Source organism: Alcanivorax sp. UBA3183 (assembly GCF_002364155.1).
In the GTDB taxonomy this organism is placed as follows: domain Bacteria; phylum Pseudomonadota; class Gammaproteobacteria; order Pseudomonadales; family Alcanivoracaceae; genus Alcanivorax; species Alcanivorax jadensis.
The window spans coordinates 117,709-130,875 of sequence record NZ_DEXN01000017.1 but is presented as its reverse complement, the minus strand read 5'-3'; the positions used below and the strand labels follow the sequence as shown (position 1 = coordinate 130,875).

14 protein-coding genes are annotated in these 13,167 nt (G+C 60.4%); 8 read left to right on the top strand and 6 right to left on the bottom strand.

Features of this window, described 5'->3' with window-relative positions; genetic code table 11:
• Positions 1-179: 179 nt before the first annotated feature.
• The 4 genes from hemA (at position 180) to B3Q33_RS08030 (ending at position 4,235) form a co-directional block, all read left to right on the top strand.
• Entirely contained in the window at positions 180-1,451 is a 1,272-nt protein-coding gene (gene hemA / locus B3Q33_RS08045) for a glutamyl-tRNA reductase (protein WP_035248132.1), read from the top strand.
• 17 nt (positions 1,452-1,468) lie between these two features.
• A complete protein-coding gene (gene prfA, locus B3Q33_RS08040) occupies positions 1,469-2,554 on the top strand; it encodes a peptide chain release factor 1 (RefSeq protein ID WP_035248130.1) in 1,086 nt (361 codons plus the stop codon).
• Position 2,555: 1 nt separating this feature from the next.
• Positions 2,556-3,392: a peptide chain release factor N(5)-glutamine methyltransferase gene (gene prmC / locus B3Q33_RS08035; RefSeq protein WP_272962109.1), complete on the top strand. Its 837-nt coding sequence runs from the start codon at positions 2,556-2,558 to the stop codon at positions 3,390-3,392.
• Positions 3,393-3,491: 99 nt separating this feature from the next.
• Positions 3,492-4,235, top strand: coding sequence for a HesA/MoeB/ThiF family protein (locus B3Q33_RS08030; RefSeq protein ID WP_272962121.1), 744 nt, complete (start codon positions 3,492-3,494; stop codon positions 4,233-4,235).
• 153 nt (positions 4,236-4,388) lie between these two features.
• Here the strand turns inward: B3Q33_RS08030 and B3Q33_RS08025 are convergent, their stop codons facing one another.
• The 6 genes from B3Q33_RS08025 to gatC form a co-directional block, all read right to left on the bottom strand.
• Positions 4,389-4,586, bottom strand: a complete 198-nt coding sequence (locus B3Q33_RS08025) for a hypothetical protein (protein WP_035248124.1) — start codon at positions 4,584-4,586, stop codon at positions 4,389-4,391.
• A 118-nt stretch (positions 4,587-4,704) separates the two neighbouring features.
• Positions 4,705-5,487, bottom strand: a complete 783-nt coding sequence (locus B3Q33_RS08020; protein ID WP_035248123.1) for a cyclic nucleotide-binding domain-containing protein — start codon at positions 5,485-5,487, stop codon at positions 4,705-4,707.
• A gap of 240 nt (positions 5,488-5,727) precedes the next feature.
• Complete coding sequence (locus B3Q33_RS08015; protein ID WP_272962111.1) at positions 5,728-6,543, bottom strand: crotonase/enoyl-CoA hydratase family protein; 816 nt, start codon at positions 6,541-6,543, stop codon at positions 5,728-5,730.
• An 83-nt stretch (positions 6,544-6,626) separates the two neighbouring features.
• A complete protein-coding gene (gene gatB, locus B3Q33_RS08010; protein ID WP_272962112.1) occupies positions 6,627-8,066 on the bottom strand; it encodes an Asp-tRNA(Asn)/Glu-tRNA(Gln) amidotransferase subunit GatB in 1,440 nt (479 codons plus the stop codon).
• Positions 8,063-9,523 (bottom strand): Asp-tRNA(Asn)/Glu-tRNA(Gln) amidotransferase subunit GatA, encoded by a 1,461-nt coding sequence (gene gatA / locus B3Q33_RS08005; RefSeq protein ID WP_273010204.1) that lies wholly within the window; start codon positions 9,521-9,523, stop codon positions 8,063-8,065. The genes gatB and gatA overlap by 4 nt, the downstream gene beginning before the upstream one ends.
• 19 nt (positions 9,524-9,542) lie before the next feature.
• The gene (gatC, locus tag B3Q33_RS08000) at positions 9,543-9,830 is read right to left on the bottom strand and encodes an Asp-tRNA(Asn)/Glu-tRNA(Gln) amidotransferase subunit GatC (protein WP_035248117.1); all 288 of its coding nucleotides are present in this window, start codon (positions 9,828-9,830) and stop codon (positions 9,543-9,545) included.
• Positions 9,831-10,071: 241 nt separating this feature from the next.
• Here gatC and B3Q33_RS07995 point away from each other — a divergent pair, with 241 nt between their 5' ends.
• The 4 genes from B3Q33_RS07995 to B3Q33_RS07980 all read left to right on the top strand — a co-directional run bounded on the left by B3Q33_RS07995 (position 10,072) and on the right by B3Q33_RS07980 (position 13,166).
• Positions 10,072-11,109 (top strand): rod shape-determining protein, encoded by a 1,038-nt coding sequence (locus B3Q33_RS07995; RefSeq protein ID WP_035248243.1) that lies wholly within the window; start codon positions 10,072-10,074, stop codon positions 11,107-11,109.
• Between the two features lie 6 nt (positions 11,110-11,115).
• A complete protein-coding gene (gene mreC / locus B3Q33_RS07990; protein ID WP_035248115.1) occupies positions 11,116-11,970 on the top strand; it encodes a rod shape-determining protein MreC in 855 nt (284 codons plus the stop codon).
• Positions 11,960-12,451: a rod shape-determining protein MreD gene (mreD, locus tag B3Q33_RS07985; protein ID WP_035248113.1), complete on the top strand. Its 492-nt coding sequence runs from the start codon at positions 11,960-11,962 to the stop codon at positions 12,449-12,451. The genes mreC and mreD overlap by 11 nt, the downstream gene beginning before the upstream one ends.
• Positions 12,452-12,578: 127 nt before the next feature.
• Positions 12,579-13,166 carry a Maf family protein gene (locus B3Q33_RS07980; RefSeq protein WP_035248112.1) on the top strand — a complete coding sequence of 196 codons (588 nt, stop codon included), beginning with the start codon at positions 12,579-12,581 and terminating at the stop codon, positions 13,164-13,166.
• Position 13,167 lies beyond the last annotated feature (1 nt).

The window sequence follows — 13,167 nt, the reverse complement described above, 5'->3', positions numbered from 1 at the left end:
TGTTTTGGAGGGCGCTTTCACGCAAAATGCGTGACCCTTGCGTGGCCTGTTTTCACCGGGCTATTGCCTTCTGACGGGTGCGGCAGGCAGACAGTTCCATAATGATCGCTCCATGAACTGCCGCCCTTGTGTAAACCGGTGAGGAAAGTGGCCCGGGTCTGCTGCGGGCACGAGAGTCTATGAATCTAGTCGCTGTTGGCGTAAATCACACCACCGCGGATGTGGAGTTGCGTGAACGTCTGGCGTTCTCCACGCAGCAGGCGGAAGCGGCGCTGGCCAGCCTGCGAGACATGCCCGGGGTGCGCGAGGCGGCCCTGCTTTCCACCTGTAACCGTACCGAACTGTATTGTCTGGTTGACGAGGCAGTGCCGGATTTTGCTGCCTGGCTGGCGCAAAGCCGCCACCTGCCGGTGGACAAGCTGGTGTCCGTGCTCTATCAGCACCAGGGCGAGCAGGCCCTGGAACACATGATGCGGGTGGCCGGCGGCCTGGACTCGCTGGTACTGGGCGAGCCGCAGATTCTGGGTCAGATGCGAGAAGCCTATGCCCGTGCCCATGAGGCGGGGTTGTTGAATGGCGAGTTGTCGCGGCTGTTCCAGGAAGTGTTCTCGGTGGCCAAACGCATCCGCACCGAAACCGGTATCGGCGCCAACCCGGTATCCGTGGCCTATGCAGCGGTGTCCTTTGCCCGCCATATCTTTGCCGACCTGAAAAAGAGCCGCGCTCTGTTGATCGGCGCCGGGGAGATGATCGAGCTGGTGGCGCGTCACCTCAACGAACAACAGGTCAGCGAAATCACCATCGCCAACCGTACCCAGCAACGGGCTGCGGAGCTGGCTGCCAGTGTCGGCGGTCGCGGCATCAGCCTTGAAGAGTTGCCGGTGGCTCTGGAGCGGGCGGATATCCTGATTTCCTGTACCGCTGCGCCCCTGCCTATCCTGGGTAAGGGGATGATCGAACGAGCCCTGAAAAAACGTCGTCACAAACCCATGTTCATGGTCGATATCGCCGTGCCTCGCGATATCGAGCCCGAGGTGGGTGACCTGGATGATGTCTATCTGTACACGGTGGATCATCTGCAGGAAGCGATTCAGGAAAATGTTCGTGCCCGACAGCAGGCCGCCCAGGAGGCTGCCGAGCTGATTCGCGATGCCATCGTCCGCCACCGTCGCCAGCGCCGTGAGCAGGATGCGGTGAGCGTGCTGCGAGAGTATCGCCAGCAGCGTACCAGCCTGGCCGAGAGCGAGCTGGAGAAAGCGCTCCAGCAGCTGCACAACGGCGGAGACCCGGAGCAGGTACTGCGCAAGTTTCAGCATTCCCTGGTCAACAAGTGGCTGCATACGCCCAGTGTGACCCTGCGCAAGCTGGCGGCGGAGGGCCGGGCAGAATCATTGCTGCTGGCCCGCGAGTTGCTGCTTGACGACCCGGACACCCCGTCCGAACCGAAATAAATCCCTCTGAGGGCCTTATGAAAGCGTCTTTGCAAGGCAAGCTGGAAAAGCTGGCCGACCGTTTTGAAGAATTGTCCGGCCTGTTGTCGGACCCGGAGATTATTGGTAACCAGAAAAAGTTTCGGGACCTGTCTCGAGAATATTCGGAAATCGATCCGGTGGTGAAGTGTTATCAGGATTACCTGAAAGTCGCTGCCAACCTGGACGCCGCCAGGGCAATGCAGGATGACAGTGATCCTGAGATGCGCGAAATGGGCCAGGAAGAAGCCCGTGACGCGACCACCAGGATGGATGCACTGGCTGACGAGCTGCAGAAGCTGATGTTGCCCAAGGACCCCCGCGACGGTGCCAATGTGTTTCTGGAAGTACGCGCCGGTACCGGCGGTGATGAGGCGGCGATTTTTGCCGGTGACCTGTTCCGCATGTACAGCAAATATGCCGAGCAGAATGGCTGGAAAGTCGAGCTGGTGAGTGCCAGCGAAGGCGAGCATGGCGGCTACAAGGAAGTGATCGCACGGGTCATCGGTGATGGTGTCTATTCCCGCTTCAAGTTTGAATCCGGTGCCCATCGGGTGCAGCGAGTGCCCGCGACGGAATCCCAGGGGCGTATTCATACCTCCGCCTGTACGGTTGCGATCATGGCGGAAGCCGAGGATCTTGGTGATATCCAGATTCGCACCGAAGACCTGCGTATCGACACCTACCGTTCATCCGGTGCCGGTGGTCAGCACGTGAACACCACCGACTCCGCTGTGCGTATTACCCACCTGCCCACCGGCGTGGTGGTGGAATGCCAGGACGAGCGTAGCCAGCACAAGAACAAGGCCAAGGCCATGAGCCTGCTCAGCGCCAAACTGTATGATGCCCAGCAGAATGCCGCCCATGCGGAGCAGGCGGCCGAGCGTAAATCCCTGGTGGGCTCCGGGGATCGTTCCGAGCGTATTCGAACCTATAATTATCCCCAGGGTCGGGTGAGCGATCATCGCATCAACCTGACGCTTTACCGGCTCGGTGAAATCATGGAAGGGGACCTGGATGAATTGCTGGGTGCGTTGATGTCCGAACACCAGGCGGATCTGTTGGCGACCCTGGGCGACAGCTGAGATGCGCATTGATGCGGCCCTGCGTCAGGCCCGTGAGCGGCTTGCAGCGTCTCCCAGTGCGAGCCTGGACGCCCAGGTGCTGCTGTGCCATGTGCTGGCGCGGCCGCGCAGCTTTCTGTTCACCTGGCCGGAAAGAGAGCTGGATGCGCAGCAGCAGCAGCGATTTCTGGCCCTGCTGACTCGCCGCGAACAGGGTGAGCCAGTGGCTCACCTGACCGGCGAGCGTGAATTCTTTGGCCGTCGTTTCACCGTTACCGCCGACACCCTGATCCCCCGCCCGGACACCGAAACCCTGGTGGAGCTGGCTTTGCAGCTAGGGCCCGCCGGCCCCGCCCGGGTCGTGGACCTGGGCACCGGTACCGGTGCCATTGGCCTGTCCCTGGCTCTGGAGCGCCCCCAGTGGCAGGTGACCCTGATTGATCTGAGTGCCGAGGCCCTGTCGGTGGCCCAGTGCAACGCCCGTGACTTGTTTGCCCGGGTCACCTTGCAGCAGGGCAACTGGCTGGAGGGCTGCGATGGCCCGTTCGACCTGGTCGTCAGCAACCCGCCCTATATCGACCCGACGGATCATCACCTTGAAGAAGGCGATGTGCGCTTCGAACCGCGCTCTGCGTTAGTGGCAGATCAGCGGGGCCTGGCGGACCTGGCCACCATCATCAAGCAGTCTTCAGGCTGTCTGGTTGCCGGTGGCTGGTTGCTGCTGGAACATGGTTACCAACAGGGCAGTGAGGTGCGAGCACTGATGGAAGAGGGCGGCTTTGACGCGGTGCGCACCGAGCAGGACCTGGGGGGGAATGAGCGGGTGACGGTGGGGCAGTTAACAGTTAATAGTGAATAGTTAACAGCGAAAACCCCGAACACCGAATCAGTAGGGTGCACTGAGCGCAGCGAACTGCACCATGGAATGCCAGAGCCTTTGCGTGCCAGCGAGATGACGATGCTCAACGATGACCAGCTACTTCGCTACAGCCGCCAGTTGATGGTGGAGGAATTTGATCTGGCCGGGCAGGACGCCCTGGCCGGGGCGCGGGTGTTGGTGGTGGGCTGTGGCGGGCTTGCCAGCCCGGCAACGTTATACCTGGCTGGTGCCGGGGTCGGCGAGCTGGTGCTGGCAGACGATGATGCAGTGGAATTGAGCAACCTGCATCGGCAGGTGGCCTTTCGGAGCGCAGATGTGGGCCAGTCCAAGGCCGAGGCCCTGAAGGCGCAATTGCTGGCGCTGAACCCGGAGGTGTCGGTGCAAGCGCATACCCTGCGGGTCGACGTCGACTGGCTGGACCGGGAGGTGGCAGCGGCCAGTGTGGTGCTGGACTGCACCGATAATTTCGCCACGCGTCAGAGCATCAATCAGGCCTGTGTGGCTCACCGGAAGCCGCTGATCAGTGGCGCCGCCATCCGCATGGACGGGCAACTGGCGGTGTTCGACCTGCGCCAGGCGGACAGCGCCTGCTATGCCTGCGTCTACGGCGATGGCACCGACGGCGATCTGGCCTGCAGCCAGGCGGGCATCGTCGGCCCGGTGGTGGGTACCATCGGCACCCTGCAGGCCCTGGCTGCCATACAGGTGCTGCAGAGCAAACCTTTGCCCGCCACCCTACGGTTGTTTGACGGTCGAACCCTGTCCTGGCGGGAAATGCGCTTTCATAAAGATCCGACCTGCCCGGTCTGTTCCCGGTCATAACCGCAGGGCCTGGCTTGTGTTGGTAGACGCAAGTCTTGAAGGGCAAGGCTCTCGGCTATAGTAGTTTTCTGCTCTTCACTTCTCGCCCCTCGCCGTCAGCCGTTCCGTTTGTGGATCCTCCCGGTGCAGTCTGTGTCCGCCAGAGAGCCGGGATCAGTACTCTGCGGGCGAGGACGTTTCACCGGGATTATCCTGGCGGCTGGAAGCGGATTGCGGTGTGGTAACGGTTTGCTGCTCTGGCTCCAGGATAAAGCCGGGCTGGGTGATCTCGGGCTCGGAGTCAGACAGGAAATAGACCGCCACCAGAATCAACAGGCAGATAATGATGGCGATGGAGAGAATATGGCGCATGGTCGGGACCTCCCTGGCTGTGGACGAAGGTCGGCCTTGCGAGAAGTTGTCCGGGCCAACCTCTGTGACTCCAATATGGGCCCCTGTTCCGGGAGGGACAATACAGGACCTTACAGGCTCAGGCGGACAGCTGGACCACCTGACTATTGAGATCGGTGACCTGCCGAGCCATGTCGGTAAGCAGGCTGTGGATCATGCCAGGGTTGGTGCGGATCAGGTCCTTGAATTGATGCTTGGGCACCTTGACCACGGAGCAGCGGCGTTTTGCCCTCACCGTGGCGCTGCGCGGTGAGTGAGTAAGCAGGGCGATAGCGCCGAGGACTTCGCCTTCGCTGACATGGCCCACGACCACATCATCCACCAGCACATCCGCCTGACCTTCGAACAGGCTGAAGACATAATCCGCCGGTTCCCCCTGGCGGATGATCACGTCGCCGGGTTCAAAGTAGGCAAAGCCTGGGGTGGTATGGCTTTCTTCCGGCACATGGGCCGCCAGCAGGCGTACCAGCATGGCCTGCTGGATGGTGAGGATGCGTGTCCACAGTCGCGCCAGTTGTTCATCGGCCAGCGCCGCTTCCACCAGTTTTACGGTGGGGTAGGCGGCCAGTAACACTGCGCTTTCTGCGTAGTAGTTGACCTCGTCGCTGCCAGCGTCTGGGAGAATCATGTCCCCCTCGTCCCAGGTAAACAGTTTGCGAGTCTGGCAGCGCATGCCCAGCATGCCACCTTTCACCACATAGGTGGTGTCGGCACACATGCCTTGCTGGAAGGCATCCTCGGTGGGGGCCAGAGGGAATGACTGGGGTTGCAGCGGGAGCTGCCCGATAAATTCATCGACCAGACGTTTGTACATGCGGGTCAGGGCGGAAAAGCCGCCGCTGGCTTCGGCCACGGAAATCATGCTGTGCCTCAACAAACTCAGATTTTTGCCTGAGTATGCCGTAAGAAGCGGCTACGAAACAGGGGTGGGTTGGCAGTGGATGGTGCTGGATGGCAAAAGTTGGAGACAGGATGGCAAAGAAAACAGCAAGGACGCCTGATGCGGGGCGCCAGACCGGTCAAAACAGATAAAGCGCGTGGCGTGAAAAGGCGTCTTTACGCTGCTCAGGGGCTGGCGTCAGGCGTCAACTCAGAGATTCCCTCAGTAGTCCCGCTCGCGGGGGCCGAATTGCGGTGCTTCCTTTTTCTGTCCCGCCTGCAGGGCGCGACGATAGTTTTTGCCGCGCAGCAGCTTGAACTGCAGTTTGCTTTCGGTATCGAAGGCTTGGGCTTCCGGTACATTCCAGGTTTGCTGGAACAGACTCTTGGCCACGCTGATGCCATCCGGGGAACGGGTCTTGATGGCCTCGGCCAGTTGCTCGGCTTCCGCCAGTGGGTCGTCGGCAACCCGGGTGACCAGATTCAGGGTCTTGGCTTCGTCACCCTTGAACAGGCGGCCGGTCATGGTCAGTTCTTTGGCCACATCCATGGGAACCAGTTCGCGCAGGGTGACACTGCCTGTCATGTCCGGGATCAGCCCCCACTTGATTTCCATGATCGACATTTCGCAGTCCGGTGTGCTGATACGGAAATCCGCTGCCAGGGCGATCTGCATGCCGCCACCGTAGCAGTAACCATGCAGCACAGTGATGACCGGAATGGGCAGCTCGCGCCAGCACCAGCAGACTTCCTGAAACAGGTTGGTTTTCTTGACGCCGTATTTGGTAAAACCTTTCAGTAATTTCAGCGGCTGTTTCATCACCGTGCCGAAATCCAGCCCGGCACAAAAGGCCTTGCCTTCGCCCTGCATGATGACCACGCGCAGGCTCTTGTCCTTGCGTACGGCTTTGGCAGCTTCCACCAGTCCTTCCATCATGGCGAAATCCAGGCCGTTGTACTTGTCGGCCCGGTTCAAAGTGACATAGGCAATGTCATTTTTCTTTTCCAGGGTAACGCGGTTCTGGAAGGTGGTGGTCATATAGCCTCCGGCTGGCTGGCACGCCACACGCTTCACGCCAGCACGCAAAAAGCGTGACGAGTGGAGCGTGTGGGTGTGATGCGTTATTGCAGTTTTTTCTGCAATAACTGGTTCAATTGCTGCGGGTTTGCTTTGCCCTGTGTCGCCTTCATTGCCTGGCCCACAAAGAAACCGATTTTTTTCTTTTTCTTGGCATCGTCAGAGTTGCGGTAATCTTCAACCTGGGCGGCGTTGTTGGCGATGATGTCATCGACGATTTTTTCCAGCTCGCCGCTGTCGCTCATCTGCTTGAGGCCCTTGGCTTCAATGATGGCATCCGGGTCACCTTCGCCGGCCCAGCAGGCTTCGAATACCTGCTTGGCAATTTTGGAACTGATAGTGTCGTCCTTGAGGCGGGCAATCAGTTGCCCCAGTTGTTCGGCAGAAACAGGGCTGTCGCTGATGGTTTTTTCTTCCGCGTTCAACCTGGCGGCCATTTCACCCATCACCCAGTTGGCTGCCAGCTTGGCGTCGCCGCCAGCCTTGGTGACCGCTTCAAAGAAGGTGGCGGTGGCGACGGAGCCGGACAACAGATCGGCGTCGTACTCGGACAACTGATAGTCGTCGATGAAACGAGCCTTGCGCGCATTGGGCAGTTCCGGCATGGCGGCTTTCAGTGCCTCGATATCTGCGTCGGTAATGGCTACCGGGAGCAGATCCGGGCAGGGGAAGTAGCGGTAGTCGTTGGCATCTTCCTTGCTGCGCATGGAGCGGGCGGTGTGCGTGTCGCCATTGTAGAGACGGGTCTCCTGCACGATTTCGCCGCCGTCTTCGAGCACATCAATCTGTCGTTCCACTTCCAGCGCAATGGCTTTTTCCATGAAGCGGAAAGAGTTCAGGTTTTTGGTCTCGGTACGGGTGCCCAGTTCATCGCCGGGCTTGCGGATGGATACGTTCACATCAAAACGCATGTTGCCCTGGGACATGTCGCCATCGCAGATGCCGATAGAGGTGACGATGGCGTGTAGTTTGCGAGCGAATGCCACCGCTTCTTCGGCATTGGACATATCCGGTTCCGTGACCACTTCGATCAGCGGCGTGCCGGCCCGGTTCAGGTCGATGCCGGTCATGCCATGGAAGTCTTCGTGCAAGGATTTCCCTGCGTCTTCTTCCAGATGCGCATGGTGGATGCGCACGTTTTTCTTTTCGCCGCTTTCCAGCTGAATTTCCACGACGCCGGCACCGACAATAGGTTCGGCTAACTGAGTGGTTTGATAGCCCTTCGGCAGATCCGGATAAAAATAATTTTTCCGTTCAAACACACTGTGGCGACAGATGTCCGCATTGATGGCCAGACCGAACAGTGCGGCCTTGCGCACCGCTTCCTTGTTCACCACCGGCAGGGTGCCGGGCATGCCCAGGTCTACCAATGATGCCTGGGTATTCGGCTCGGCGCCGGTGGACAGTTTGCTGCCGGAAAACAGTTTGCTGACGGTGTTGAGCTGGACATGAATTTCCAGACCGATCACGACTTCCCAACTCATTGGTCACCTCCAAAAGCGGGTGCCTGTTTATGCCAGTCGGTGGCCTGCTGATATTTGTGCGCCACGTTGAGGATTTGTCCTTCCCGGAAATAGTTGCCGATCACCTGGGTGCCGGTGGGTAGGCCATTGATAAAACCGGTGGGCATGGACAACGCCGGCAGGCCGGCCAGGTTAACGCCGATGGTGAACACGTCGGCCATATACATGCTCACCGGGTCGTCTTTCTTGGCGCCCAGTTTGAAGGCGGTTTCCGGAGCGGTGGGACCCATCAGCACGTCCACTTTTTCGAAGGCGCGTGCAAAGTCATCACGAATCAGGCGACGGACCTGCTGGGCGCGGCGGTAGTAGGCATCGTAGTAGCCGGCTGACAGGGCGTAGGCACCGACCAGAATACGGCGTTTCACTTCGTCGCCGAAGCCTTCGGAGCGGGAGCGTTTGTACAGGTCTTCCAGATCTTTCGGGTCGTCACAGCGATGGCCGAAACGCACGCCGTCGAAGCGGCTCAAATTGGAGCTGGCTTCCGCCGGGGCGATCACATAGTAGGCCGGTACCGACAGCTTGATGCTGGGCAGCGATACGGACACCACCTTGGCGCCCAGTTTTTCCAGTTCGCGAATCGCGGCGCGGCTGTTGTCGGCGATGGCGCCATCCAGCGTGTCCGGGAAAAACTCTTCCGGGATGCCAATGGTCAGGCCACTGATGTCGTTGTTCAGGGCGCCGAGATAGTCATCCACCTTTTCATCGAGGCTGGTGGAGTCACGCTGGTCGTGACCGGCCATGGCCTGCAGCATCAGGGCGCAGTCTTCAGCGCTCTGGGCCATGGGGCCAGCCTGGTCCAGGCTGGAGGCGAAGGCGATCATGCCCCAGCGGGACACCCGGCCGTAGGTGGGCTTGAGCCCGGTAATGTTGTTCAGGGCCGCTGGCTGGCGAATCGAGCCGCCGGTGTCGGTGCCGGTGGCACCGGGGGCCAGGCGTGCACCCAGGCAGGCGGCGGCACCACCGGAGGAGCCACCGGGTACCCGCTCCAGGTCCCAGGGGTTTTTCACCGGGCCGTAGTAGCTGGTCTCGTTGGAAGAGCCCATGGCGAACTCGTCCATATTGGTCTTGCCCAGCATCACCGCGCCTTCGGCGGCCATCTTTTCCACCACCGTGGCGGTATAGGGGGCAATAAAGGAGTCCAGCATCTTCGAGCCGCAGCTGGTGCGCACGCCCTCGGTGCAGAAAATGTCCTTGTGGGCGAGGGGCAGGCCGGTGAGCAGGCCGCCGTTGCCAGCCGCGAGGGCAGTATCGGCGGCATCCGCCTGGGCCAGTGCCTGCTCTGCGGTCACGGAAATGAAGCTGTTCAGCTCGCCGTCGTGTTGCTGAATGCGGGCCAGGAAGTGCTCGGTGAGCTCCCGGGAGGAGAAGTCCCCGGCAGCCAGACCGGCCTTGAGTTCTGTCAGTGTCTTGTTGTGCATGGCGTTGCTCATCACCTTTTTACTCAATCACCCGGGGAACCAGGAAACAGCCGTCTTCGGCAGCGGGGGCGATGTCCAGTGCCTTGTCGCGCACGTTGGGCTCGCTGACTTCGTCTTCACGCAGGGGCTGGGTGACGTCCAGCGGGTGGGCCATGGGCGCCACATCAGTCACATCGGCCTGCTGCAGTTGGTCCACCATGGCAAGAATGTCATTGAGGCGGTCAGACAGGGCGCCGCTGTCTGATTCATCCACTTTCAGGCGCGCCAGATGCGCCACCTGGGCTACCACCTTGGAATCAATGGCCATGATTCTCTCCGTTGGGATTCTCTGCGCTGGGCAGAGATAAGCTAATGCGGGTCTGGAAAGCCGCAAAAAGTACCATAGACCGCCTGTCCGGGGCCACTGCCCACCAGCGTAAAAGCCGTAGTGTCAGCTTGCCCAATGCCCCTGCCATTGCTAGAGTTGCGCCATCTTGTGAGATGCCCGGTTTTTTCCCGCCCGGTGTCGTTTTTTCGCGAAAATTTCAGGAAACACGCCAGAGATGTCCATGATCAAGCGTATTCGGGGGATGTTCTCCACCGATTTGTCCATCGATTTGGGGACCGCCAACACCCTTATATATGTACGTGGCCGCGGCATCGTCCTGGACGAGCCGTCCGTGGTGGCCATTCGTCACCATGGCGCCCAGAAGAGTGTGGCTGCCGTGGGGGCCGATGCAAAGCGTATGCTGGGTCGTACTCCCGGCAACATTACCGCCATCCGTCCCATGAAGGATGGGGTGATCGCTGACTTCGATGTCACCGAGAAAATGCTCCAGTACTTTATCAAGAAGGTCCACGACACCGGGTTCTTCCCGCCGGCGCCCCGCGTGCTGGTGTGCGTGCCCTGCAAATCCACCCAGGTGGAGCGTCGGGCTATCCAGGATTCCGCCTACGGCGCCGGGGCCCGCGATGTCTATCTGATTGAAGAGCCCATGGCTGCGGCCATTGGTGCCGGTCTGCCGGTAGAGGAAGCGCGCGGCTCCATGGTGGTGGACATTGGTGGTGGTACCACCGAGATTGCCCTGATTTCCCTGAACGGCGTGGTCTATTCCGAGTCCGTGCGTATCGGTGGCGACCGTTTCGACGAAGCGATTGTGGCCTTTGTGCGTAAGGAATACGGCTCGCTGATCGGTGAATCCACCGCCGAGCGTATCAAGCATGAAATCGGTACCGCCTATCCGGGTTCCGAGATCCGCGAGATCGACGTGCGCGGCCGTAACCTGGCTGAAGGGGTGCCGCGCAGCTTCACCCTGAATTCCGAGGAAATCCTGGAAGCGTTGAAAGAACCGCTGGCGGCCATCGTCAATGCGGTGAAAAACGCGCTGGAAGCCTCGCCGCCGGAACTGGCCTCCGATATCGCCGAGCGTGGCCTGGTGATTACCGGTGGTGGCGCCTTGCTCCGTGATATCGACCGGCTGATCAGCGAAGAAACCGGTTTGCCGGTGATTGTCGCCGATGATCCTCTGACCTGTGTGGCCCGTGGGGGCGGCAAGGCGCTGGAGCTGATGGACAGCCAGGGTTTCGATATGCTGGCCATGGGGTAATCGCCCATGGCTGCCCCGGCCAATCCTACCTACCGACTGCTGATCGCGCTGGTTCTGGCCATCATCATGATGGTGCTGGACCAGCGCACCCCCTGGGCTGCGCCCGTGCGGCATGTGCTCGGCTATCTCACCGCCCCTATTCATTATCTGGCCCACCTGCCGGTGGACTCCAGTGAGTGGCTGTCCGAACAGACCCAGAGCCGCGGCTCCCTGATGGATGAAAACCGGCGTCTGCAGCGCCAGGCCCTGATTCTGGAACAGAAGGTTCAGCGTCTGGCGGTGCTGGAAGCGGAAAACGTGCGTCTACGTGAGTTGCTTAACTCCTCGGCGGATCTGGATGCCAATGTGCTGGTGGCCGAGATCATCGGCGTGGATCCGGATCCGAACCGCCAGGAGCTGGTCATCAACAAGGGCCGGGGTGATCAGGTTTCCCGGGGGCAGGCGGTGCTGGATGCCCAGGGGTTGATCGGTCAGGTGGTGGATGCGGGGCCGCTCAGCGCCCGGGTGCTGCTGGTCACCGATGCCAGCCACGCCATGAGCGTACAGGTGAATCGCAACGGCGTGCGTGCGGTCCTCGCCGGCACCGGTCAGTCCGATGGGCTCAAGCTGCTCTACGTGCCGGATACGGCGGACATCCGCGAGGGCGACCTGTTGGTGAGCACCGGCTTGGGCCAGCGTTATCCGCGCGGCTATCCCGTGGCCACGGTCACCACCGTGCGCCACCAGTCCGGTGCACCTTTCGCGGAAATAACCGCCCGGCCCACCGCCCGGGTAGACCGGGCCAGCCATGTGCTGCTGGTGCAGCCCACAGAGAAACCCCTGATTCCGGTACCTGATCCGGAGGCCGTCAATGATGCATGATCGTCCCGCCGGTACCGGTGTCATTATCGTCACCTTGCTGATCGCCGCGTTGCTGGAAGTGGTGCCGCTACCGGAAAGCGTCAACTGGGTGCGCCCGGAGTGGATGCTGCTGGTGCTGGTTTACTGGGTGCTGGAATTGCCCAGCCGCATCGGTGTGTTGTGGGGCTTCTTTGTTGGCCTGTATCACGATGTGCTGGTGGGTACCACGCTGGGGCAATGGGGGCTGGCCTATGCGCTGGGTGCCTTTGTGATGCTGGCCGCCTACAAGCGCATGCGGGTATTTACCTCGCTGCAGCAGTGTGCCGTGGTCTTCCTGCTAGTGGGTACCGTCAGCCTACTGGCATTTCTGGTGCAGGAATCTGTGGGCCGTACCCTGTATCCGCCTTACACCATTCTTTATGCTTCCCTGACCAGCGCAGTGCTTTGGCGTCCGGTCTGTGCGCTATTGCGCTGGGTGCAGCTGCGTTTTCTAGTACGCTGAAGAGCAATTGACAGTTGATAATTGAGAATTGATAGCGAAAACCGCCAACTGCTCGTAGTAATACGTGGGTGCTCCGTCAGTTTCGTTATCAATTACCCATTATCAATTATCCATTTTTTCTGATCCTATGATTCTTTATCTCGCCTCAGGTTCGCCACGTCGGGCAGAGCTGCTACGGCAGATCGCTGTTCCCTTTTCCGTGCTGCCCGCTCCGGATATCGATGAAACCCCGTTGCCGCAGGAGCCGCCCCTGGAGTATGTCTGCCGGATGGCCCGGGAGAAGGCCCAGGCCGGTGCGGTGGCAGCCCATGGCCAGCCGCTCGGCGCTGTGCTCGGGGCTGATACAGCAGTGGTGCTGGGTGACGAGATACTGGGCAAGCCGGCGGATAAGGAACAGGCGCTGGCCATGCTGAAGGCTCTCAACGGGAACGAGCATCAGGTCATGTCTGCGCTGGCGTTGTCGCACCGGGGACAGCTGGAGGTACGGTACGCCATTACCCGGGTGCAATTCCGCCATCTTGATGAGGTGCACCTGCAGGCTTATGTGGATACCGGCGAAGGCGCTGACAAGGCGGGAGGTTATGGCATTCAGGGGCTGGGCGCAGCGCTGGTGGCCTCGTTGACGGGCAGTTACAGTGGGGTAGTCGGCCTGCCGCTGGAACAGATGGTGGAACTGCTGGATCAGGTCGGCATTCGTTATTGGCAAACCAACTGAC

Coding starts and splice junctions, on each gene's coding strand:
- gatC (WP_035248117.1), bottom strand. CDS start 9,830: ATGGCCATTGATTCCAAGGTGGTAGCCCAGGTGGCGCATCTGGCGCGC.
- B3Q33_RS08020 (WP_035248123.1), bottom strand. CDS start 5,487: ATGATTTCCGTGGCCGAAGCCAGCGGCGGCTTTTCCGCCCTGACCCGC.
- prmC (WP_272962109.1), top strand. CDS start 2,556: ATGCGCATTGATGCGGCCCTGCGTCAGGCCCGTGAGCGGCTTGCAGCG.
- mreD (WP_035248113.1), top strand. CDS start 11,960: ATGATGCATGATCGTCCCGCCGGTACCGGTGTCATTATCGTCACCTTG.
- B3Q33_RS08030 (WP_272962121.1), top strand. CDS start 3,492: ATGCTCAACGATGACCAGCTACTTCGCTACAGCCGCCAGTTGATGGTG.
- prfA (WP_035248130.1), top strand. CDS start 1,469: ATGAAAGCGTCTTTGCAAGGCAAGCTGGAAAAGCTGGCCGACCGTTTT.
- B3Q33_RS07995 (WP_035248243.1), top strand. CDS start 10,072: ATGATCAAGCGTATTCGGGGGATGTTCTCCACCGATTTGTCCATCGAT.
- B3Q33_RS07980 (WP_035248112.1), top strand. CDS start 12,579: ATGATTCTTTATCTCGCCTCAGGTTCGCCACGTCGGGCAGAGCTGCTA.
- mreC (WP_035248115.1), top strand. CDS start 11,116: ATGGCTGCCCCGGCCAATCCTACCTACCGACTGCTGATCGCGCTGGTT.
- B3Q33_RS08025 (WP_035248124.1), bottom strand. CDS start 4,586: ATGCGCCATATTCTCTCCATCGCCATCATTATCTGCCTGTTGATTCTG.
- B3Q33_RS08015 (WP_272962111.1), bottom strand. CDS start 6,543: ATGACCACCACCTTCCAGAACCGCGTTACCCTGGAAAAGAAAAATGAC.
- gatA (WP_273010204.1), bottom strand. CDS start 9,523: ATGCACAACAAGACACTGACAGAACTCAAGGCCGGTCTGGCTGCCGGG.
- hemA (WP_035248132.1), top strand. CDS start 180: ATGAATCTAGTCGCTGTTGGCGTAAATCACACCACCGCGGATGTGGAG.
- gatB (WP_272962112.1), bottom strand. CDS start 8,066: ATGAGTTGGGAAGTCGTGATCGGTCTGGAAATTCATGTCCAGCTCAAC.